At 60.5% G+C, this 19,305-nt stretch carries 21 protein-coding genes and 2 pseudogenes; 4 read left to right on the top strand and 19 right to left on the bottom strand.

The genetic code is table 11. The features are described from left to right. Positions 1–6: 6 nt before the first annotated feature. Positions 7–327, bottom strand: coding sequence for a MocE family 2Fe-2S type ferredoxin (locus AC3I65_RS15830; protein WP_047229685.1), 321 nt, complete (start codon positions 325–327; stop codon positions 7–9). Between the two features lie 36 nt (positions 328–363). Further along, a complete protein-coding gene (locus AC3I65_RS15835) occupies positions 364–1,452 on the bottom strand; it encodes a fatty acid desaturase family protein (protein WP_107322717.1) in 1,089 nt (362 codons plus the stop codon). Positions 1,453–1,614: 162 nt separating this feature from the next. Between AC3I65_RS15835 and AC3I65_RS15840 the strand changes: the two genes are divergently transcribed. Further along, on the top strand, positions 1,615–2,658 hold the full coding sequence (locus AC3I65_RS15840; RefSeq protein ID WP_488523983.1) for a LacI family DNA-binding transcriptional regulator: 1,044 nt from the start codon (positions 1,615–1,617) through the stop codon (positions 2,656–2,658). An 81-nt stretch (positions 2,659–2,739) separates the two neighbouring features. Here the strand turns inward: AC3I65_RS15840 and AC3I65_RS15845 are convergent, their stop codons facing one another. Both AC3I65_RS15845 and AC3I65_RS15850 read right to left on the bottom strand, forming a co-directional pair. Beyond that, positions 2,740–3,516 (bottom strand): SDR family oxidoreductase, encoded by a 777-nt coding sequence (locus AC3I65_RS15845; RefSeq protein WP_047229688.1) that lies wholly within the window; start codon positions 3,514–3,516, stop codon positions 2,740–2,742. Beyond that, positions 3,510–3,842, bottom strand: a complete 333-nt coding sequence (locus AC3I65_RS15850) for a nuclear transport factor 2 family protein (protein WP_076384089.1) — start codon at positions 3,840–3,842, stop codon at positions 3,510–3,512. The genes AC3I65_RS15845 and AC3I65_RS15850 overlap by 7 nt, the downstream gene beginning before the upstream one ends. Positions 3,843–3,948: 106 nt before the next feature. Between AC3I65_RS15850 and AC3I65_RS15855 the strand changes: the two genes are divergently transcribed. Continuing rightward, positions 3,949–4,866, top strand: a complete 918-nt coding sequence (locus tag AC3I65_RS15855; protein ID WP_445576704.1) for a LysR substrate-binding domain-containing protein — start codon at positions 3,949–3,951, stop codon at positions 4,864–4,866. A 23-nt stretch (positions 4,867–4,889) separates the two neighbouring features. Here the strand turns inward: AC3I65_RS15855 and AC3I65_RS15860 are convergent, their stop codons facing one another. After that, on the bottom strand, positions 4,890–6,329 hold the full coding sequence (locus AC3I65_RS15860; RefSeq protein ID WP_488524318.1) for an HD domain-containing phosphohydrolase: 1,440 nt from the start codon (positions 6,327–6,329) through the stop codon (positions 4,890–4,892). Positions 6,330–6,417: 88 nt separating this feature from the next. Here AC3I65_RS15860 and AC3I65_RS15865 point away from each other — a divergent pair. Both AC3I65_RS15865 and AC3I65_RS15870 read left to right on the top strand, forming a co-directional pair. Further along, positions 6,418–6,836, top strand: a pseudogene (locus AC3I65_RS15865) (alpha/beta fold hydrolase); the annotation flags it as partial. Continuing rightward, positions 6,827–7,051, top strand: a pseudogene (locus tag AC3I65_RS15870) (GMC oxidoreductase); the annotation flags it as partial. The pseudogenes AC3I65_RS15865 and AC3I65_RS15870, both read left to right, overlap by 10 nt. Here AC3I65_RS15870 and AC3I65_RS15875 read toward each other — a convergent pair. The 14 genes from AC3I65_RS15875 to AC3I65_RS15940 form a co-directional block, all read right to left on the bottom strand. Next, complete coding sequence (locus AC3I65_RS15875) at positions 6,967–9,921, bottom strand: type III effector HrpK domain-containing protein (RefSeq protein WP_488523984.1); 2,955 nt, start codon at positions 9,919–9,921, stop codon at positions 6,967–6,969. The pseudogene AC3I65_RS15870 and the gene AC3I65_RS15875 overlap by 85 nt on opposite strands. Before the next feature lie 215 nt (positions 9,922–10,136). Continuing rightward, positions 10,137–11,183, bottom strand: coding sequence for an EscU/YscU/HrcU family type III secretion system export apparatus switch protein (locus tag AC3I65_RS15880; RefSeq protein WP_047229692.1), 1,047 nt, complete (start codon positions 11,181–11,183; stop codon positions 10,137–10,139). Positions 11,184–11,208: 25 nt separating this feature from the next. Then, positions 11,209–12,021 carry a type III secretion system export apparatus subunit SctT gene (gene sctT / locus AC3I65_RS15885; protein WP_047229722.1) on the bottom strand — a complete coding sequence of 271 codons (813 nt, stop codon included), beginning with the start codon at positions 12,019–12,021 and terminating at the stop codon, positions 11,209–11,211. A 5-nt stretch (positions 12,022–12,026) separates the two neighbouring features. Further along, a complete protein-coding gene (sctS, locus tag AC3I65_RS15890; protein WP_047229693.1) occupies positions 12,027–12,296 on the bottom strand; it encodes a type III secretion system export apparatus subunit SctS in 270 nt (89 codons plus the stop codon). Further along, the gene (sctR, locus tag AC3I65_RS15895) at positions 12,296–12,955 is read right to left on the bottom strand and encodes a type III secretion system export apparatus subunit SctR (protein WP_047229694.1); all 660 of its coding nucleotides are present in this window, start codon (positions 12,953–12,955) and stop codon (positions 12,296–12,298) included. Before sctR ends, sctS begins: the two co-directional genes overlap by 1 nt. Beyond that, complete coding sequence (gene sctQ, locus AC3I65_RS15900; RefSeq protein WP_052915348.1) at positions 12,952–14,010, bottom strand: type III secretion system cytoplasmic ring protein SctQ; 1,059 nt, start codon at positions 14,008–14,010, stop codon at positions 12,952–12,954. Before sctQ ends, sctR begins: the two co-directional genes overlap by 4 nt. Further along, complete coding sequence (locus tag AC3I65_RS15905) at positions 14,007–14,483, bottom strand: hypothetical protein (protein WP_488523985.1); 477 nt, start codon at positions 14,481–14,483, stop codon at positions 14,007–14,009. The genes sctQ and AC3I65_RS15905 overlap by 4 nt, the downstream gene beginning before the upstream one ends. Positions 14,484–14,499: 16 nt before the next feature. Then, positions 14,500–15,822, bottom strand: coding sequence for a FliI/YscN family ATPase (locus tag AC3I65_RS15910; protein ID WP_047229696.1), 1,323 nt, complete (start codon positions 15,820–15,822; stop codon positions 14,500–14,502). Continuing rightward, a complete protein-coding gene (sctL, locus tag AC3I65_RS15915; protein ID WP_305466209.1) occupies positions 15,819–16,412 on the bottom strand; it encodes a type III secretion system stator protein SctL in 594 nt (197 codons plus the stop codon). The genes AC3I65_RS15910 and sctL overlap by 4 nt, the downstream gene beginning before the upstream one ends. Continuing rightward, positions 16,409–17,047, bottom strand: a complete 639-nt coding sequence (locus AC3I65_RS15920; RefSeq protein ID WP_488523986.1) for a type III secretion protein — start codon at positions 17,045–17,047, stop codon at positions 16,409–16,411. Before AC3I65_RS15920 ends, sctL begins: the two co-directional genes overlap by 4 nt. Further along, positions 17,044–17,826, bottom strand: a complete 783-nt coding sequence (gene sctJ / locus AC3I65_RS15925) for a type III secretion system inner membrane ring lipoprotein SctJ (protein ID WP_047229699.1) — start codon at positions 17,824–17,826, stop codon at positions 17,044–17,046. The genes AC3I65_RS15920 and sctJ overlap by 4 nt, the downstream gene beginning before the upstream one ends. A gap of 4 nt (positions 17,827–17,830) precedes the next feature. Then, a complete protein-coding gene (locus AC3I65_RS15930) occupies positions 17,831–18,280 on the bottom strand; it encodes a hypothetical protein (RefSeq protein ID WP_047229700.1) in 450 nt (149 codons plus the stop codon). A gap of 9 nt (positions 18,281–18,289) precedes the next feature. Beyond that, complete coding sequence (locus tag AC3I65_RS15935) at positions 18,290–18,502, bottom strand: hypothetical protein (protein ID WP_047229701.1); 213 nt, start codon at positions 18,500–18,502, stop codon at positions 18,290–18,292. Positions 18,503–18,567: 65 nt separating this feature from the next. Beyond that, on the bottom strand, positions 18,568–19,170 hold the full coding sequence (locus AC3I65_RS15940; protein ID WP_488523987.1) for a type III secretion protein: 603 nt from the start codon (positions 19,168–19,170) through the stop codon (positions 18,568–18,570). Positions 19,171–19,305 lie beyond the last annotated feature (135 nt).

The raw sequence follows: 19,305 nt of genomic DNA on the forward strand, positions 1-19,305 counted from the left end.
TGGCGGTCAAGCTGAAATGGCGAGCAGAACCCGCCCCGCGTCGACCCGTACCGGAAAGGTCTTGAGGTTGACGCACACTGGCGCCCCCAAGGCTTTGCCGGTGCGATAGTCAAAGCGCCCGTTGTGCTTGGGGCACTCGATGACGTGGTCCATCACCAGGCCGTCAGCCAGATGGATCGACTCGTGAGTACACAGGCCAGCGGTGGCAAAAAACTCGTTGTCAGCAGAGCGGTAGATGGCATAGGTATGCGGACCGTGGTCGAAGCGGATGACGTCTTCTTCATTGATTTCGCCCACGGCGCATACATCGATCCATTGATCGTTCATGGCGTTTTCTCTTGTTCGGGATACAGCCGGAGGGTGTCAGCCCAGGGTGGCTTCAGCCTGTGGATGAGCGTCGGTGGCAGGCCTTGAGCTACCGACAGGGCGGCGCACGAAATACGTCGGGTCCTTGCGCTGCTTCAAGAGGGTCGGAATGATTTCCTTGAAGGCCTCACCTATGTTGGCGTAAGGCGGCGGGCAGTCGTGGCGGATCTCTTCATGGAGCTGCGCCAGGGCGTGGTACGGCACCATCGGGTACATGTGGTGCTCAAGGTGATAATTCATGTTCATGTACAGAAAGCGCAGTACCCGGTTCATATAGATGGTGCGGCAGTTGCTGCGGTGGTCCAGCACGTCTTCCGCCAGGCCTACATGTTGGGTGAGGCCAAACAGGTAGGACAACCAGCCGCCATACAGGATGGGCAGGCCGATATACATCAGCGGCAACCAGCTGTGCAGGTAAAGCGCCGCGCCAAAGATAACCGCGTAAATCACGAGCCAGATACGGGCCGCCAGGAACACCTTGGGCCATTCGGACTCAGGGATGAACGTCTGTTCCTGGGCATCCATTTTGCCAACCGCGTGCCGGCACACGCCCCCCATCGTTTTCAGCAGCAACGGGATCTGGAATAGGCTCAGCAGCATCATGAACAAGCTCGGTGGACGCGGTTCGACGATTTCCGGATCGCGGCCGACGACGATGGTGTCGGTATGGTGCCGGGCATGGCTCCAGCGCCACACATGGGGCTCGAACATGCACATGAAGCTCGCCACCTGGTAGAGCGCATCATTCATCCAGCGAGTCTTGAAAGCTGTGCCGTGGCCGGTTTCATGCCAGCGCGGGTTGGAGGCGGTGGCGTACAGAACGCCATACGCAAGAAAAAACGGCACACAAGCCCAAGTGCCCCAGAACCAGTAGCCGCCGAAGCCGGTGATCAGCAGGGCCAGCAGCCAGATGGCGGTGTCGAGCAAGGCCGGACCGTCGCGGCGCTGCATCAGTTGCTTCATGCGTTGACGGGAGATGGGCGACTGGTACCAACTGGCCGATACAAGGCCTTTTTCAGCCGCGCGGGCGGCTTCAGGGCCAGTCAGGCGATAGTCCCGAGTAGAGGCGGTGTTGTCTTGAGACATTGTTATTGTTCTCCGCAAGCGTGAGGTGTCAGGTGCTTTGCGTAAGAAAATATAGAGAGCGTGGAAGACCCCCTCAAGGTCTTGAATACATTCCCTATCAAGCTATCATCCAACTCCTGCGGGGCTTGATAGTTTTCTATCAAGACGCTTTGAAGGTTCATCATGAATAACAATAAACGCCCTACCATCGCCACGGTCGCCGAACACGCAGGCTTAAGTGTCGCTACCGTCGACCGCGTGCTCAACGCTCGCGCCCCGGTTAATCCAGCCACCGCCGAACAGGTGCTTCAGGCCGCCGAAGCCGTGGGCTATTTTGCCGCGCGGCTGATCGGCCAACGCATTCTCGAACGTCGCCCCACGTACCGTTTCGGCATCCTGCTGCTGGGCACCGCCCAGGCGTTCTACGCCAACCTGGCCCAAGCCATCACCGAGGCCGCGCAGCGCCAGGCCGGAGCCAACCTGACCTGCCAATTCGAATACGTTTTTGATCGCACCCCCAGCGCCATCATTGCCCAGATCGAACAGTTGGCAGTGCAATGCGACGGCCTGGCGGTGGTCAGCTTCGCCCACCCGCTGATCAACGCCGCCCTTGCCCAGATTCGCGGGGCCGGAGTGCCCGTGGTGGCACTGCTGTCGGGCATTCATGAGGCGGCGGCCGAGCCCTATGTCGGCCAGGACAATCAAGTAGTCGGCCGCACGATGGGGTGGCTGCTGGCCCGCACCTGTGGCGCGCGCAAAGGCAGCATCGGCATTCTGCTCGGTGGCCATCGCTTTCTTGGCCACCAGGAGCGGGTCGAAGGCTTGCACAGTTACTTGGCCGAACACGCACCTGGGTTGCGTCCGCTGGAGCCGCTGATCAATCTGGATAACTGCGACATCACCGAAGAAGCAACCCTCGACCTGCTGGTTCGGCATAACGATTTGCGCGGGTTATGCGTGGTAGGCGGCGGTGGCGACGGGATCATCAACGCGTTGGCGCAACTGCCCAAGCGCCCGACGCTGTGCTGCATTTTGCAGGAGTCCACCGAGCTGTCACGCCAAGCCCTGGCCCAGGGTTTGGTCGACGTGGTGATCGACTCTCAGCCGCGCCAGACCGCAACGGCGCTGGTGAATCTGATGGTGGAATTGCAGACTGCGCAGCAGTTCGATCCTGTGCGTCACCGGGTGCATATTCCGCTGCAGATTGTGACATCGGAAAATACCTAAAGCTGATGGGCTGGCGGTACAACCTGCTCGGTCTTTGATGGCACGGCCTTCCTGCTTATGCCTGTCGGATCTACCTCCGGGCTAAACCGTTGGTACTGTTCCGCCGTCGATCACAAACTCACTTCCCGTGATAGATGCCGCTCGCGGCGAAGCCAGGAAACCGATCAGGTCAGCAACTTCGCAAGGCGTCGATGGGCGGCCGAGCGGGATACCCCCAAGTGCTTTCATGATGATCTCTTTGCCACCTTGGTAGTCAGTACCTGCCTCCTGCGCGAGTCGCTCGGCCAATGCGACCGACGCTTCGGTTTCAACCCAGCCCGGCGAAACCCGAACCACGCGGACGCCTCTGGGCGAAACCTCTTTCGATAAACTTTTGCTGTACGTCGAAAGCGCGGCCTTGGCCGCCGCGTAAGCTGTTGTAGCCTCCGGCAGTGGCAGCCGACTCTGGATGGAGGTGACGTGGATGACGACCCCTTCCCTGCGCTCCAGCATCCCCGGGAGCAAAGCGCGATCGAGGCGCACCGCCGGCAACAGGTTCAAGCTGAGCTCTCGTTGCCACTGTTCCTCATCCAGCGCAGCGAAACCGCCGCCGGGTGCCGACGAACCACCCAGGACGTGGATCATGATGTCCACGCCACCCAGCCGCTGTTGGATCGCGGCGATCAGTACATCACAACCTTCCCGGGTCGAAAGATCAGCCGCAATCAGAAGAGCGCCCGGCATTTCCACGTCCACCTGCCTGGCCGAGGTAATGACCTTCGCACCCTCGGCCAGTAACAACTCGACGACAGCCTTGCCGATGCCTTTGGTGCCACCGGTGACGAGGACCCGCTTGCCAGTCAAACCTAGATTCAGCATGGCGTGATCTCCAGGGAACGGATTAGACCGTCTTCCAGTGTGAAGAGGTAACTCAGTTGAACCGGGCTACCGGGGAAATTCCCAACAAGGCGCGCAATGACCGTCAGCTCGCCCTGCCCTTGCAGGGCTTGCAGTGGTTGGACCTGATAGATGAAGGCTCTGCGTGCCTCCTGTTGCCAGGCTTCGATGGCAGCCGTTCCTTCGTACGTTTTTCTTTCATCGCAAACCGTGGCGTCAGAGCGGAAGCAGCTCGCAAGTTGCGCTGTATCGCCACCATTGCTGATTGCAAAGTACGTCTGCACGACGTCGGGAAGCTGAAGGGTCATTTGCCGATCTCCTGGATGAATGTCCTGGAGCAATCTTGCTGCCTGACGGATAGTTTGTTCAACTGGGACAAACCTTTATGACCAATCCCGAAATTCAGGACAATCCATGCCACACGATCGTTTAGGCCTCAGTGAGCTGGACGCTGTTATAGCGGTCGCACGCAGGGGCTCGTTTCGGCAAGCCGCTATCGATCTCGACGTCTCCACCACCGCGCTGAGCAACACCATCGCGCAACTGGAAACCCGCCTCGAATCGCGGCTGTTCAATCGCACGACCCGTAGCGTGGCCATCACCGAAGCCGGCAGGATATTTCTGGAGCAGGTGGGGCCAGCCTTGCAGGATCTGCGTGCTGCACTCGATGCAGTGCGATCGCATAACGCCGGGCCCTCGGGTACGCTGCGTATCAATGCGTTCGCCAGCGCTGCCCGATCGGCGCTCCTGCCACTGGTGATGGAGTTCTTGCAGCATCATCCGCAAGTACACATCGACCTCGTCACCGAAGGCCGTCTGGTGGATATCGTGGCTGACGGCTTCGATTTCGGCGTGCGCTCAGCAAGCCTCGTTCCGAACGACGTGATTGTCGTCCCGCTCGGCCAGCCGCAACGGTACGCGGTGGTCGGTTCGCCGGCGTACTTCGAAAAACACGGCAAACCGCGAACGCCATCCGAGCTGCTCAAGCATCGCTGCATCCGCGTTCGACTACCGAATGGAGCGATTTTCCCGTGGCATTTCGAGCGGGACGGGGAAGTGACTCGCCTCGATGTGAACGGGCCGCTTACGCTGGATGAATCCAGCGTGGTCAAGGTGGCGGTGCAGGAAGGCATGGGGCTCGGTTTTTTCATGGAGCAGGACGTTCACAACGAAATCCGCACCGGACAGTTCGTGCGGACTCTCGAAGACTGGACACCGCCCAGAGACAAGCTGTGCCTGTACTACCCGAACCGCCGCAACCCCAGCGCGGCAGCCAAGGCATTCATCGACCTGGCACGCGCCAGTCAAGCCAAACTGGACGGGCTCGCCTGATTCAGGCTTGACCTTGACCTGGCTCAGGCAATCAACCCCAGTGTCAGCCCCTTCAAGGTAGCGGCTGCCCGGGTCGAGCATTCCAGTTTGCGAAAGATGCTTTCCATATGCGTGCGAACCGTGCTCGGACTGATGTCCAGCAGCCGCGCCACCTCCTTGTTGCTGGCGCCACGGCTGATCTCCAGCAGGATGCGGCACTCGCGAGACGTGAGTAACGAAGCCTTCGGTTGCCGCATCCGCCGCTCGCCACCTGCGGCGGCAATGACTGCTTCGCAAACATCGTTGTCGAACAAGCCATTGCCAGCATCCTGTTTGAGCAGCCTGGCTGCATCCGCTTCGCCGTAAGCCGATCGCCATGGCCTGGCTTCCCTTAGCGCGACCCAGGCTACCGATGTGGCGAACAGGCGATGCTCGGCACTCAGCGCATCACCCGCCACGCCTCGAAAATAGCCACTGCCGTTGAGCCGTTCATAGGCATGGGCTGCAATCTCTGCGGGCACAGCCAGTTCAGTGATAGGTCTAAGCGCCTGTTGCGTCCAGTAAGGGACAAGGCGCACCCGCTCCGCAGCGCTGTATGGCAGCGTTCCTGCGGTATTCCACAGGTGGTTCGAAACAGCTGCCCGGCCGAGACCGTAGATGAGCGCGGACTTGCCAATGTCTGTCAAAGTCGGTTCACGCAGCCCCCACAGGCGTGCAGCTTCCACGGCGACATGCGCGACCTGCCGCGAATGCCCTGCCAACCACGGCAGCTTCAAGTCGATTATGTCTCCCACCAACGTCAGTGAGACGCAACGCTGCTCATGCCCGTGGTCAACGGTTTTCCACAGCGTTTCCAGATCCGCCAGCCAGTCCTTTGCGTTCTCCAGAAGCAACGATACCAGCGACGCTGGATAGCGCCGATCCGACTGTTCTCTGATCCAGCGTAGCGCCGCATCCAGGCCGTGTGCACGACTGAGAATATCCAGATCGCCTGCAAGTACTACCTGATAGGCGACCTCCGGAATGTGCTCATGGGTCAGACCCAGCGGCCGGCCAGTGCCGTCGTAGGTTTCGAACACGCGACACAACCCCGCCTCGACGGTGGCACCGAGCTGGAGGGTTTTGGCAATGGCTCCAGACACCTCACAGTGCACAACGGCAAGCGGGGTTGCCTGATGCACCGCGTTCATTTGCTCATTGCCCAGCGTCAAATCGAGCATCGCGCGGCGGCCATCGACGTCGTCGCCCAGCAGATCCGCAAAGCCTTCGGCATTGGCGGTGCAACCGGACCAGCGCAGCAAGGCAACCTGTTCCGCTACCCTCAGGTGCTCACCGTCGCCGTGCTGGGCCTGCGCAAGCATCCGCGCCAGTGCGGCAACGCGCCGGGAATGACCGAGAGGTTGTCCCATGCTGAGGTCACCGACCTGGGCGATCGTCGCCAGTGCCCCACCCAGGGAGATATCCAGTTGCAACTCACTATCCATGAAAAATGTCCCGGGGTCGGCTAATTGACCGATGCCCACATCGCAGGCCGGTCAGCGGAATTTGAACTCCCGAACAGGAGCTCATCCAATGAAAACAATCAAATCGAAAATCGCTACCGTCGCTTTTGCCCTGGCCGGTACCTTCACCGCAAGCGCCAGTCACGCGCAGGATACAACGCCCTCCGTGGTGATCGTACACGGCACGTTCGCCGACGGCTCCGATTGGGCCAAAGTGGTGCCACTGCTCCAAGCCCAAGGGGTGGCCGTTACGGTGTGCAAAACCCGCTCACCTCGCTTGCCGACGATGTTGCCGCGACGCGCCGCGCCTTGAACAACCAGCAGGGCAAGGTGGTTCTAGTCGGGCACTCTTGGGGTGGCACCGTGATTACCGAGGCCGGTAGCGATCCGAAGGTCAGCGCGCTGGTGTATGTCGCCGCCTTCGCGCCAAAGGCCGGGCAAACCAGCGGCGAACAAGGTAAAGGCGCGCCCACGCCCCCTGGCACCAGTCCTGCTCCGCGAAAATGGGCCGAGACACGATATCGGTGGTCGACCATCAACTGCGCCTATATGGCATCGATAAACTGCGCATCGCTGATGCCTCGATCATGCTGCGAATTACCGCAAGCCAGCACAGCCCTCAATCGGTTTGCGGCCAGTCCTCGTCGGGAACGTCACTGAAATCACCGCCCTCCACGCCATCGATTTCGTACTGTGTCAGATAGTCGCCAAGCAGGTCGCCGAAGTGGTCTTGCTGAGTCTGCCGTTTGCCCTCCGCAATAAGGCCCGGAAGCAACAGGGCAACCGCGCCGACGCCCGCCGCCACGGTGCCTAGGATTCCAGCCAGCGGGGCCATCGCCGCCCTGACTGCCAGATGGCCAAAAAGGCCTGCGCCGCCCTCAATTGCTGATGCCAGGCCTGACAATGACGCCAGTGCGCCTGAAGTGATGCTGATACCACCACTGACGGGGTCGCCCTTTCGAATCGACTGAACGCCATCAAAGATTCCGTACGCACCCGCAACCATGCCGGCCAAACCGCCGATACCCTTGGCACCGCTTTCAAACTTGTCGGCAGTGCCAGTGAGAGATTTTATGGGGTCGTCGAAAAAGGCTCTGATTTTCGGATCAAGATCAATGTTTCCTTTGTTTTTCAGGTAGCTTTTCAGGTTCTTGGCACCACCCTCGGTGAGCAGGGTCGTCGTCATGACCGATCCGGTGGTGATGTCTATGATGTTTCGTTCGGTCAGGTTTGCGCCATTCTGAGCGCCTTTGGCGATCGTCACGCCAGCCATGAAGATGCCGCTAACGCCATGCAGTCCCCCTTTGTCAGACAAGTTCTTGAGGTCGGGGTTGAGCCAGGACGACTTCAATTCCGCAAGCGACTTTGTGCCTTGGCGCAGGATGTCCCAATTCGAACGGACACCCGCGACGATCTGATCGGCCGTTGCGACGGTGCCATCCGGATTGGTCACGAGTTCTGGATTGGACTGGATAAGCGTCTCGGCCATCGTCCTGACTTTTGCCTCGTCAAGCTCGTCACCGCCATTGATACCCAGGGCTTGCTTGACATCCTCGAAAGTGCCGTCTTTCATGGCGTTGTCGCGCCCGATCCGGCTGAAATTGTCGTTCAACTGCGGGTCTAAACCTGCGGTGACGCTGGGATCCAGCGCCGCGTTGTAGAGCGCGACCTCCGCGGAGAAGGTGCCGACCGCTTCTTCGAAGGTGCCCGTTTTCATCAGTTCTTCCAGTCGCGTCCCGGAAGCAAGCGACTGCTCGTAATAATCCTGGAACGCCTGGGCATGCTGAGAGGCAGCGAGCCCCTTCTGAATTTCTGCCCGATCATTGATGCCGAGCGCTTCCTGATAAAGCGTTGCCGTCGAGAAGTATTCGGCCAGCACCGCCTGTTGGTCGGTGCTGCCGTCTTTCGTATGCTTTTCCCATAGCGCATCAAGAGCTGCACCGGACTTGATGTCATCGTAGTTTTTTTGCACCGAGTCCTTTAACCCAGGAACTGCCTCAAATAGATTGGCCATCTGCGTCGAGGTGGTTTCATTAAGAAATTTGACCACCTCGGGATCACTTTGTAGCTGCTCAATGTGGCTGTTGACATCGGCAAGCAGCTTGTTGGGATCTGGATGGCTGCGCACAGCGTTGGCGATGGACACCTTACCGTAGTCATCACTCCACAGACCGGCAGCCGCACCGTCGATGATCAACTGTCGCGCCTTGAGCAGATCCTGTAACACCGCAGCCCGCTGTTCGGCGGAATAGTTGCCAGGGTTTTCAAAGACGTCCTTGCCCAGGTCACCGGTATCAATGCCGGAGACCCCACTGGCATTCGCTACCTGGTTGATGAACAGCAGAGCGTCTCCAGCGGTTTTGGGGCTGGAGGCCTTCAACCAATTCTGGATGTCGCGCTTGTCGAGCTTACCATCGGGTTTGCTCTCCAATGGTTTCCCACTGGTTTCAAGCGTTTCGAACGCCCCCGTCTGCGACCAAAAAGTCAGGGCTTGCTTCAAGTCATCGCTGATGTTCGGGTTTTCATCCAGGTACTTCTGCAAGGCCTCGCGCGACAGGTGTTTACCGCTATCGGTCCGATCGCTGATCTCGTCAAAGTTCTCCAGCAGCAGCGCCGAATGCTTCGCAAGCTCCAGAGAGGTTGCGTCAGCATTCGGGGAGGCTTTCAGAAAGTCGTTATAGGCGCCGATGTCTTCGGCTTTGACAGCAACAGGTCGTAGCCATGCATTCAGGTCGTTACTGCTGATTTTGCCGTCGGCCTTGTTGTTGTGTGCCTTGGTATCAAGCAGGTCAAAAAATCCTTTGTTATCGAGCAGGAACTGCGCCGCCTCGCGATCTTCTGCGCTTCGATTTTCATCGGCAGCGTACTTCCTCAAATCCTTGTCACTGACAATGCTGTCGGAGGCGTTCCAGTCGTCCCATCGATCACGGATCGTGTCGATGATCTCGCTGTTCTGCTCGTAAAACTTGCTCTGGTAGCCTTCCTGTTTCCAGACCACCTGGTTGTAGAGGTCGGGCGTCACGTCCTTCGAGACATGGATCTTTTCGCCATTGATCGTCAGGCGGATAAAGCCTGTGTGTTCATCCGGGGGCAAAATTTCTGCGCTCGCCAGTGTTTCTGCTGATAGAAGTGCGCCATCTGCGCGCAACAAAAAGCCTTCGTCGTTACCTTTTTGCAACGCATCAACCTTGGCGAAGTAATCAGGCGTCGCCTCTTTGCTGATGGTGAATTCATTGCCCTCTTTGTCTCGCGCGGAGTACGCCGTCACCTCGCCATCCACCCACCACCCCATGAAAATCTCGAGATCCTGGAGCGGTACGGTTTCGTCGTTGCGTAACGTACGTCCATCTGACTGCTTCAGCGTTTCTGCGATGGCGCCGCCCGCTTCTCGCAACGCCAAGAGCACGCTCTCAGGCAGGGACGGCAGAACTTCTTTGTCTGCCGCACCGCGTGGGTCAGGCTTTTTATCGCTGATTTGCATGCGGGCCGCGCCAAGCATTTTCTCAAAGCGCTGACCCGCTTCAAAATCAGGGGATTGGCTATCTGTGGGGCGGGCATTGCTGTCGATTCGCAAGGGGACGTCCTCCTGACAATGGCGCCGATAGCGCTAGAGGAATCAACTTTGACCATTGAACATTGCAGGGGAATGACTCGGCTCGAATCGCAACCTTAAACGCGCAAAAGACCCGATGGATCGGGAGAGCGGCTGGACGACCAAACGTCATGCCGGTTTAAAGGGACTTTCAAACTCGCTCCGTCCATTTGTGAGGCACTCACCAGCAGGTACGCTCAAATCAACCGAGCGGCCACCAGGATATCCGCCACTGCCTGGAAGGTGTTATCCGGCACAGGGTCCCCCGGCACTGCCCGTCGGGCGATGTCCTTGGCCAGGACGGTATCGAGGCTATGGGCAATCCCCAGGCCCCGGGCCTGCGCAAGCAACTGCGCCGCGTCCTCGAGCTCGGCCTTGCACACCACCACCGGTACCGGAGTTTCGCCGCGTACATAACGTATACCCACCACCCAACCAGGGTCGGAGCCGACCATCAACGATGCACGCCCCACGCCCAGCTTGGTGGCCAGGGCTTGCATTTCCCGACGTTGACGCTGGCGTTCCTGTTTGATCACCGGATCGCCGTCACTGTCCTTGCGCTCACGCTTCTGTTCGCTGCGGGTCATTTTCATGTCACGGCCGAACAGCCAGCGCTGCATCATCACGTCTGCCGCCCCGACCAGCAGAAAGGCAGCCAGCACGGTGAACACCAGAGGCTTGAGTACCAGGTAGAAAGTTGATTCGATGCAGCCGGCGCCGCAGCGCGACGACTCCATCAGCGCCTGCAACGCCCCACGCCCGATCACGTAGAACGCCAGCCCCAGCAGTACGACCTTGATCACGCCCTTGAGGAATTCAACGAAACTGCGCATCGAAAAAATGCGCTTGAAGCCATCGATCGGATTGATACGTTTGATGTCCGGTTTGAGGGGTTCGACCGAGAACACCACGCCGCGCATGCTGATGATGTTGGTCAGGATCACCGCCCCCACCGTCACGGCCACCACCGGCAGGGTGAGGTTGATGAGCAACTGCCCGGCGATGTCCAGCACCCGTGGCCAGACGGTGTGAAAAGGTTCGATGTAGATCAGCGCGATCAGGTCCAGCAACGCGGTGATCTGTGCCTGGGCCTTGGGCACCATGATCGAGATACAGAGCGTGCAAAACAGGATGACCATGCCGGAGACCAGGTCCTGACTCTTGGACACCTGGCCTTTCTTGCGCGCCTCGCTGAGCTTCTTGCTGGTGGCCGGCTGTGATTTCTCTTCGCTGCTATCGCTCATGGACGCTTCGCCCGAAACAGGGAAGTCATACCGAATCGGCCAGCGTCTTCAGGAGCTCCACCGTACCGCGGAATTCGCCGAGTTGCTCGATCATCACCGGAATCAGGAAGCTGATGTAGACCACCATCAATACAGTGAAGAACATATTTTTCACCGGCAGCGACAGATCGAAAATGTGCAAGTTGGGCGCCATGCGCGACAGGTAAGCGAGCATCAGGTCAGTGACCAGCATGCAGATGATCAGCGGCCCGACCATGATCACGCCGATGCGGGTCACCTGGTCGAGAATCCGCAGCACCGCCATCAACGCCGAACTGGCAAACAACGGTGTGAACTCGGTCACCGGCCATAACAGGTAGCTGTGGTAATAGCCGTCGACCATCATGATGAAGCCGCTGGACATGAAGAACAGGGCGATCAACATCACCGTCAGCAAGGTGGCCATGACACTCGACTCTCCCGATGACAAGGGATCCACCAACTGGGCCATGGTCGAACCGCGTTGCAGATCGACCAACTCGCCGGCCACTTCCGCCGCCCAGAACGGGATGCCGAACAGCAGTCCGATGAGGATACCGATCAGGAATTCCTTGATCAGTAGGCCGGCCAGGAAGAACCCACCATGTTCTGGCAGTGCAGTGAAAGCGCCATACACCGGAACAAACATGGGGATGGCAATGGACACCGCGACGCAACTGCGGATCATGCCGGTCAGGCCCAGGCGGTTGAAGGCTGGGGTAATCACCACCACGCCCATGGCGCGGCTGGCGGACAGTGCCGCCGAGCTGATGACCGGATAGGCGACTTCGATGAACTGGTTGGCAAGCTCGATATTCATGCCATTCAGCGCGTCCACAACGGGAAGTTGTCCAGCACCTGGTTACCCAGTTCCACCACCTGGCTCGCCAGCAGCGGCCCCACGAACACGATCGTCAGCAGCACCGCCACCAGCTTGACCGCCTGCGGCAGGGTCTGGTCCTGGATCTGGGTGAGTGCCTGCAGCAACCCCACTCCCAGGCCGACGATGATCGCAACAGCCAGTGCCGGGGCGGACAACAGCAGCACCGTCATCAGCGCCTGATTCATCAACGAAAGAAATACATCCTGGCCCATCAGGTGCCCCCATAGCTAAGAATCAGGCCATGCATCAAGCGCGACCAGCCGCTCAAGGCGACGAACAGAAAGAGCTTCAGCGGAATGGAAATCAGCGTAGGTGAAACCATGGACATGCCCATGGCCATCAATACGTTCGCCACCAGCAAATCCACCACCAGAAAGGGAACGTACAGCAGAAAACCGATTTCGAACGCCCGGGTCAGTTCGGAGCTGACGAACGCCGGCACCAGCACCACCAAGTCATCGTCGCGCAGATCGGCCCGGGCTTCAGGAGACCAGATGGTCTCCGTGGCCTGGATGAAAAAACCACGCTCGCTTTCGTTGGCGAAACGCGAAAGGTGCGCCTGCAATGGCGGCCTCAGTGCGTCCCCGAAGGCAGTAAGTTGCTCGATGCTCTCGATGTTGAGATCACGGCCCTGCACCTGCCGGTACATGTCGCCCAGCAACGGCGTGGTGACGTAGACCGACAGGATCAGGGCGATGCCGTACAGCACCATGTTAGGCGGTGTCTGTTGCACGCCCAGGGCGTTGCGAATCAGGAACAGCACCACGGAGATTTTCATGAAACCGGTCAGGGTCACCACTGCCAGCGGAATAAGACCGATGGTGGCGACGACCACAATGATTTCAATCAGGTTGGGCTGGTAGCCATTCATGACGCGGCGATGCTCAACACGCGCACGCCCAGGCCTGGACCGATCCTGACCAATTGCCCCTGGCCGACGCGACGCCCGTTTATCATCAGGTCGACGCTGTCCTGGCGTTGCTCGGTGAACGACAGCAGGCTGCCCTCCCCCAGTTCGCGCAGCTGCGCCAGGGTCAACTCGACACTGCCGGCCTGGCAAACCATTTTCAGTGGCAGTTCGTCCAAGCGCGAATCCAGGTTTCGCCCGTCAGCGGTTTCACTCATGGTGGGTGCTTCGTTCACAGAAAATTCCTTGGAAAGATTGATGCTCATCGGTGTTTCAAGCAGTGTCAGCCTGGTGCCGTCCTGGCCGGCCCGGGCGTGCAAACGATGGTTCACCACCAGCCGCACCTGGCCCATGGGCCAAGGATCGAGCATCACCACATCGCCCGGATTGAGGCTGCGCAGCTCGCCGACACTCAGCTCGGCTTCGCCGGCCTCGACCGCCAGCCACAGGAGCAGGTCTGTTAGCGCATGTGGAGCCGGCGGTGCATACCGATCGAGCCACTGCGCGACCTGCTCGCCAGCGTTGGCACTCAAGTGCAGCACAACGAGCATGGACGAGCCGTCGAGCTGGACTTGGGTGACCAGGCGCAACGGGCAAGGTTGCGCGGCCAGGGCGGCGTGAACCGGGTCGGCGTGGTCAATGAAACGCATCGATTGCCCGGTCAGGCGCTCCAACGGTTCGATCAGGCTCAGCAGGGCCAGCTCCAGCAGCATCGCGCCAGGCAAGGTTTGAAAGTCCAGGGCAACGGGCACACCCAGGGCGTGCAGCGCCTGCGCTGGCAGGTGCAGCCTGATGGCCGACGCGTCACCCTCCTCGCCCAGCCCCAGCAACAGCTCAACTGCCGTGACGTCAGGTTCGGCAACGGAGCCCCAGCGCACGCCAATCACCTGGCCTGCGCATTCTCCCTTCCAGGTTTCGCGGCTACGATGCAGGCGATTGTGCAGGTCCACCCATTGGGGGTCGACAGGCGTCAATTGTTCGGCAAAGGGTGTCCAGAGTGGGTCCTGGTGACAGCTCACGCACGGCCTCCGATAGCAGCGCGAGGAATTTCGTCGGCCTCCAAACGGTGTTCGTCGACAAGGCGCTCGACGCGCTCGCGGCCTTCGAGCAAGGTGTCGCAGGCTTGCGCCTGGCGCTGTCGAGCCACATGGGCAACCCGAAACACTTCGCGCTCGTGCTCGTGGATTTCCAGGGTGCGCGCCACTTCACTGACGCTCACTTCCAGCTTTCGCTGTCCGCCATCGTACAGCTCCTCCAGATGCTCCTGGGCCATACGCCAGTCGCTGATCGACATGCCTTCGCTGATCGAGCCGTAGATGCGCTCGGCTTCACGGGCCAGGGCCTCACGATGCAGGCGCAGGTTTTCCTTGGCGTCATCCAGCGCCACGTTGGTCTGCCGGCAGCGTCGCTGCTGAGCGACCAGTTGGCTGGACGCACGTTGCTCACGCAACTTGCGCAACGCTTGAAGGCTACGCATGTCACTGGTTTTCATAAGACCTCCATGGTTGTCATGCCATCACCCTGCGCATGTGTTGCAGGGTTTCGTTGGGGTTGCTTGGCTCGTTGGCCCCTTGGCGCAAGAACGCTTCAATGGCGTCATGCCGCTCAATCGCCTCGTCGGCCAGTGGGTCGCTCCCGGCGGCGTATTCGCCGACCCGGATGAGCATTTCGATCTCGTTGCGCCGCGCCATCAGCTCGCGCATGCGCATGGCCAGGTGGCGTTGCTCGTCGCCACACACCTGGTCCATCAACCGGCTACGGCTTTGCAGCACATCCACCGCCGGGAAAAAGTTGCGTTGCGCAAGTTCGGCGCTGAGCACGATGTGCCCGTCGAGGATTGAGCGGGTTTCTTCAGCCACCGGGTCCATCGAGGCATCGCCTTCTGTGAGCACGGTATACAACCCGGTGATGCTGCCGGTCTCGCCGGGGCCGGCGCGTTCAAGCAGGCGCGGCAAGGCGGAGAAAAAGGAGGGTGGGTAACCGCGACGGGTCGGCGGCTCGCCCACCGCCAGGCCGATTTCACGCTGGGCCCGGGCAAAGCGGGTCAGGCTATCCATCAACAGCAGCACGTTGCGGCCCTGGTCGCGGTGATATTCGGCCAGCGCAGTGGCAACAAAGGCGGCGCGTACCCGCTCGGCAGCCGGACGGTCGGAGGTGGCGACCACGGCCACTGTACGCGCCCGGGCCTCGGCGCCCAACTGCACATCGAGCAGCTCGCGCACTTCACGGCCGCGCTCACCGATCAGGGCGATCACGATGACATCGGCACTGGTATTGCGCACGATGCTCGCCAGCAGCGAAGACTTACCCACCCCCGGTTCACCGAAGATGCCCATGCGCTGGCCCTGGGCCAAGGTCAGCAGGCCGTCGATGCTGCGCACCCCCAAGGACATCGGGTGGGCAATCAGTTGGCGGCTGAACGGCGCTGGAGGCTCGGCATGCAAGGGGTAACGCTGCAACACGCCCAGCGGCGGGCTGCCATCGAGAAATTCGCCCATGGGGCTGATCACCCGGCCCAGCTGCGCATCGCCGACGCTTACCCCCAGGGTCTCGCCGGTGGCGATGATTTCGGTGCGGGTCGACAGGCCGTCCATCGAACCGATGGGCGAAAGGATCGCTTCGTCATCTTCAAAACCAATGACTTCGGCAGCCAGGCTGCGGCCGCTTCCGGGTTCGCGCAACTGGCACAGTTCACCGATGTGCACACCGGCGACGCTAGCGCGCAGCAGCACTCCGCGGATACTGCGGATGGTGCCCTTCATGGGGCGCGGTCGGGCATTGGCCAGACGTTCGGTCAGGCGCGGCAGCAGGTCGTGGGGGATCGTGATCATGGCTGTGCCTCGTCGGCAAACGGCAGCAGGTTGCGGCGCAGGTTGAGCAACTGGGCTTCAAGCCCCAGCTCCACTGAACCCACCGGACTGCTCAGCCGTGCCTGACCACCTTGCAACCGATCGTCCGGTTCCACGGCAATCGTCGGCAAGCCGTCCTCTTGCAGTTTGAGTTGCTGACGCACCGCTTCGGCGTCCTGACGGGAGACGAACAGGGTCAGGGCCTGATCCTGGCGGAACGCCCCCAATGCCTTGCGGGCGCAACGCATCACGCGCTCGGCATCGTCCATGTCATCGAGTATTTCGCGCACAATGCCCAGCGCCAGATCGGCCAGGGACGTTTCCAGCCCGGCCAGCCAGGCATCGATCCTCAACGACGTTTCGCCCAGCAGTGCGCTGACCTGTTCGGCACCCTCCCGGCGCCCGCTTTCAAAGCCTTCGGCATGGGCTTGTTGCAGCCACTGCTCACTGTCTTGCCTGATGGCCTCAGCCTCGTCACGGGCAGCCTGCAGGAAGGCGTAGCCGTTTATCCACAGGTCTGCCTGTTCGGCACGCAGAATACGGGCGGCAGGACGGGTCGGAAGCTCGCTCATCGGGTCCCCTGCTCCTCAAGCTGTGGAAGGTTCGAGGCGGCGCTGCGCACGATGGCCAAGGCATTGGCCACAGGTGTGGCACTTACCGGTCCGCTCTCAACTGGAAGCTCGGCAAAACGCAGGCGCAGCCAGGGCCGAAGTGGCGCTGGCTGGGCGCTCAGCCAAGCGGTGATGCAGCGGGCGCCATCATGGTCGATGGCTTCAAGCAGTTCGACCGGCTGGCGCAGCAAGTCGGCACCGCTGCCCAGGGCACGGTTTGCCAGGGCCAGGGCAAACACATCACTGCCCAGCAAATCGCGCAACTGGTTGACCACATCGCCACGGATCTCGCGACTCAGGGTGGTGCTATGCAAAATCGCGCCACACAGACGCGGCAGGCGCTTGAAGGCCTCGGGAGGCAGCATCAGAACCGGTAGATCGTCGACATCGGGCAGTGGCAGGCTACCGGGAGCCTGCAGCTCATGACGGCTGAGCAACAAGCGTATCAATCGCGCCTGGAAGCGCGGCTGTTTGCGCAATGCGCTTAGTGCACTGCCGGAGGTCTCGGGGAAGCACGCCGCAAGAGGCTGCGTGCCGACGAAATCCAGCGGCTGCTCGAGCAGGTTTTGCCACTGCGGCAAAGCGGCGGCACTCATTTCACGTCCTCCAGCTCATACAAGGCGCGGGAGGCGCGTCGTTGCCAGTACTGCCAGCCCAACACACCGACCATCGACAGCGCGGCCAGCAGCAGGACGCCGAACAGCATCCGGGCACGGGGCAGGTTGTCTTCGAGCATCCATATGCCCAGGAAGCTGGCCAGGCGCGGCTGTGCGTTGGCCCGGCCGCTGCCGGTGGCGGCCTTGATTACCGTGACCGACACCCCTTCGTAGCTCAAGCCGGAGATGCCGTTGGCCACCAGGGTTTTGATCTGCGGGATCAGGGGGTTGATGTCGGTATTGGGGTCGTAGCGCACCAGCACTGAAGCCGACGACGGGGAAATCACCCGTTTGAGCAGGTCATTGTCGGGCAGCACCACATGTACCCGGGCAGAAACCACACCGTCGATCAGCGAGACGCTGTGCGAGAGTTCTTCACTGAGCGCGTAGACCATCTGAGCCCTTTCCTGCACGGGAGAAGACACCAGGCCACCACTCTTGAACACGGCGCCCATGTTGGAAAAGGTTTGGCCCGGCAAGCCAGCTTCGTCGAGCAGGCTCATGGCCTCGGCAAAGCGTTTTTCGTCCACCACCACGGTGAGTTGGCCGTTTTCCTGGACCTTGCGCGAGGCCGGCACACCCTCACGCAGCAGCACTGCAACCATGGCATTGGCCTCACGCTCGCTGAGGTTGGTGTACAGGTCGATATCGCAGCCCTGCAGCATGCAGGCAAAGGCGAGGACAATCATCAGGCGCACGGCATGGCAACGGCGGAACATGGCTTTATTGACCTTTCAAGAGCGTGTTGGCTGCGCCGGAAATCTGCGTCGCGCCACGAACGACCATCTGAGTTTCAATGGAGTAATCGAACATGCGGCCCAACGATTGGACGATCTGGTCGACCTGCTGATCGCCGACCTTTTTCCCCGACTCGCCCGCCGCCCCCTCAGGAAGTGAGGCGAGCGATTGCGTGCCGGGAGGAGCCACAACGTTGCCAGCCGTCGGCCCATTGGTCAGCGCATCGGCACGCTTGGCGAAGTTTTGCGAACGGTCGATGAAACCGTTCAGGCGCTCCATCAAGCCTTCGCCAATCTGGTGCGGACTGGCGCCGGCAGGCATGCCCTTGGCGCTGTTTGTCATGTGTTCGAACAAGTTCTGGGAGGCCTGCAAATCGACCTGCCCTCCTGACGGCGGCAGCGCCGCCGTGGCTGTTGTTCCGAGACTTACCGTCATGGCGTGGGCCTATTCGTCATCATCCGACTGGGCTTCGTTCAGGATTTCCTGGGCACGAGGCATGATGATGAACTGGCCACCAATCGTGACGGCCTGAGTGATCAGGGCCTCAGTGAGTTCTTCATCGCTCAGCTCGCTCTTGGCGTTGTCCACCGCTGCATTGAACTGCGCTTCGGAGTGAGCAGTGACAGCGGTATTTTCGCTGATGGGGGTAACTGACATGGTGGTTCTCCTTGACGGGGTTGATGACAGATCGATCGGTTAATGGAGCCTACAGGCGAGTGCTTTCACTCTTGTGTCACTGCACCGCCCCTGAACACACGCACGCCGCGCTCGCGAGTCGTCGTCGCCATCGGCGTCGGCGTAAGCTGCTGGTCGAAGTGTTGCTCAATCATGGCCAGCCAGGCCGGCGGCCCGGAAACGAACAACTCATCGCCATCGGGTCCGGTGCGCACCGACATATGCGTGCCGTAGACATCCCGGCTGGTGACGTAATCCTGCAACTGCTCCAACTGCCGGCCCTGGGCTTTGAAGAGTCGCGTATCGGTTTCGGAGTCGGCGGAGAGGTAAAGCACATTGCCGTCGAAGTACCACGTCAAACCGTTGAAGTCGCACAGCGCCGTCAGGAAGTCGCCGGCGGACTCGGCACGTATCCGGCTGCGCGATTTGCCGCGTACCTTGTCCGACATGACGACGCTCAGGCCCATGTTTTGGCCAAACTCTTGCAGCGCGGCGCGTACGTCCTGCTCGACCAGCACATAGGCATAGGGCCGAACGAACCAGTCCGGCTGCGGGTTGGCATCGTCGACTTGCGTTTGATTGGCGGCCAGCAGGTTAAGCGCGATCACCATCAGCGCCACGCCGATCGCCGCCCGCGACACCTTATGCATGAAATCGCCCTCCGCCGCCGGCCTGAAGACACGCCCCGAACAAAAAACGGGCACTCTTATGGATGATGTCAAGAAGATGACTTAAACGTCGGTCAACCTGTCCGGTCTGAGTGGTCAACACTCCTTGGTTTTGCC

The sequence above is a fragment of the Pseudomonas sp. N-1-13 genome, from assembly GCF_057787095.1.

Excerpts from the sequence above, each read along its gene's own strand:
- AC3I65_RS15845 (WP_047229688.1), bottom strand. The coding sequence starts at position 3,516 with ATGCTGAATCTAGGTTTGACTGGCAAGCGGGTCCTCGTCACCGGTGGC.
- sctT (WP_047229722.1), bottom strand. The coding sequence starts at position 12,021 with ATGAATATCGAGCTTGCCAACCAGTTCATCGAAGTCGCCTATCCGGTC.
- AC3I65_RS15855 (WP_445576704.1), top strand. The coding sequence starts at position 3,949 with ATGCCACACGATCGTTTAGGCCTCAGTGAGCTGGACGCTGTTATAGCG.
- AC3I65_RS15920 (WP_488523986.1), bottom strand. The coding sequence starts at position 17,047 with ATGAGTGCCGCCGCTTTGCCGCAGTGGCAAAACCTGCTCGAGCAGCCG.
- AC3I65_RS15850 (WP_076384089.1), bottom strand. The coding sequence starts at position 3,842 with ATGACCCTTCAGCTTCCCGACGTCGTGCAGACGTACTTTGCAATCAGC.
- AC3I65_RS15860 (WP_488524318.1), bottom strand. The coding sequence starts at position 6,329 with ATGGATAGTGAGTTGCAACTGGATATCTCCCTGGGTGGGGCACTGGCG.
- sctS (WP_047229693.1), bottom strand. The coding sequence starts at position 12,296 with ATGGGCCAGGATGTATTTCTTTCGTTGATGAATCAGGCGCTGATGACG.
- sctJ (WP_047229699.1), bottom strand. The coding sequence starts at position 17,826 with ATGTTCCGCCGTTGCCATGCCGTGCGCCTGATGATTGTCCTCGCCTTT.
- AC3I65_RS15830 (WP_047229685.1), bottom strand. The coding sequence starts at position 327 with ATGAACGATCAATGGATCGATGTATGCGCCGTGGGCGAAATCAATGAA.
- sctR (WP_047229694.1), bottom strand. The coding sequence starts at position 12,955 with ATGAATGGCTACCAGCCCAACCTGATTGAAATCATTGTGGTCGTCGCC.
- AC3I65_RS15840 (WP_488523983.1), top strand. The coding sequence starts at position 1,615 with ATGAATAACAATAAACGCCCTACCATCGCCACGGTCGCCGAACACGCA.
- AC3I65_RS15935 (WP_047229701.1), bottom strand. The coding sequence starts at position 18,502 with ATGTCAGTTACCCCCATCAGCGAAAATACCGCTGTCACTGCTCACTCC.
- AC3I65_RS15880 (WP_047229692.1), bottom strand. The coding sequence starts at position 11,183 with ATGAGCGATAGCAGCGAAGAGAAATCACAGCCGGCCACCAGCAAGAAG.
- AC3I65_RS15930 (WP_047229700.1), bottom strand. The coding sequence starts at position 18,280 with ATGACGGTAAGTCTCGGAACAACAGCCACGGCGGCGCTGCCGCCGTCA.
- AC3I65_RS15905 (WP_488523985.1), bottom strand. The coding sequence starts at position 14,483 with ATGAAAACCAGTGACATGCGTAGCCTTCAAGCGTTGCGCAAGTTGCGT.
- AC3I65_RS15910 (WP_047229696.1), bottom strand. The coding sequence starts at position 15,822 with ATGATCACGATCCCCCACGACCTGCTGCCGCGCCTGACCGAACGTCTG.
- sctL (WP_305466209.1), bottom strand. The coding sequence starts at position 16,412 with ATGAGCGAGCTTCCGACCCGTCCTGCCGCCCGTATTCTGCGTGCCGAA.
- AC3I65_RS15940 (WP_488523987.1), bottom strand. The coding sequence starts at position 19,170 with ATGCATAAGGTGTCGCGGGCGGCGATCGGCGTGGCGCTGATGGTGATC.
- AC3I65_RS15835 (WP_107322717.1), bottom strand. The coding sequence starts at position 1,452 with ATGTCTCAAGACAACACCGCCTCTACTCGGGACTATCGCCTGACTGGC.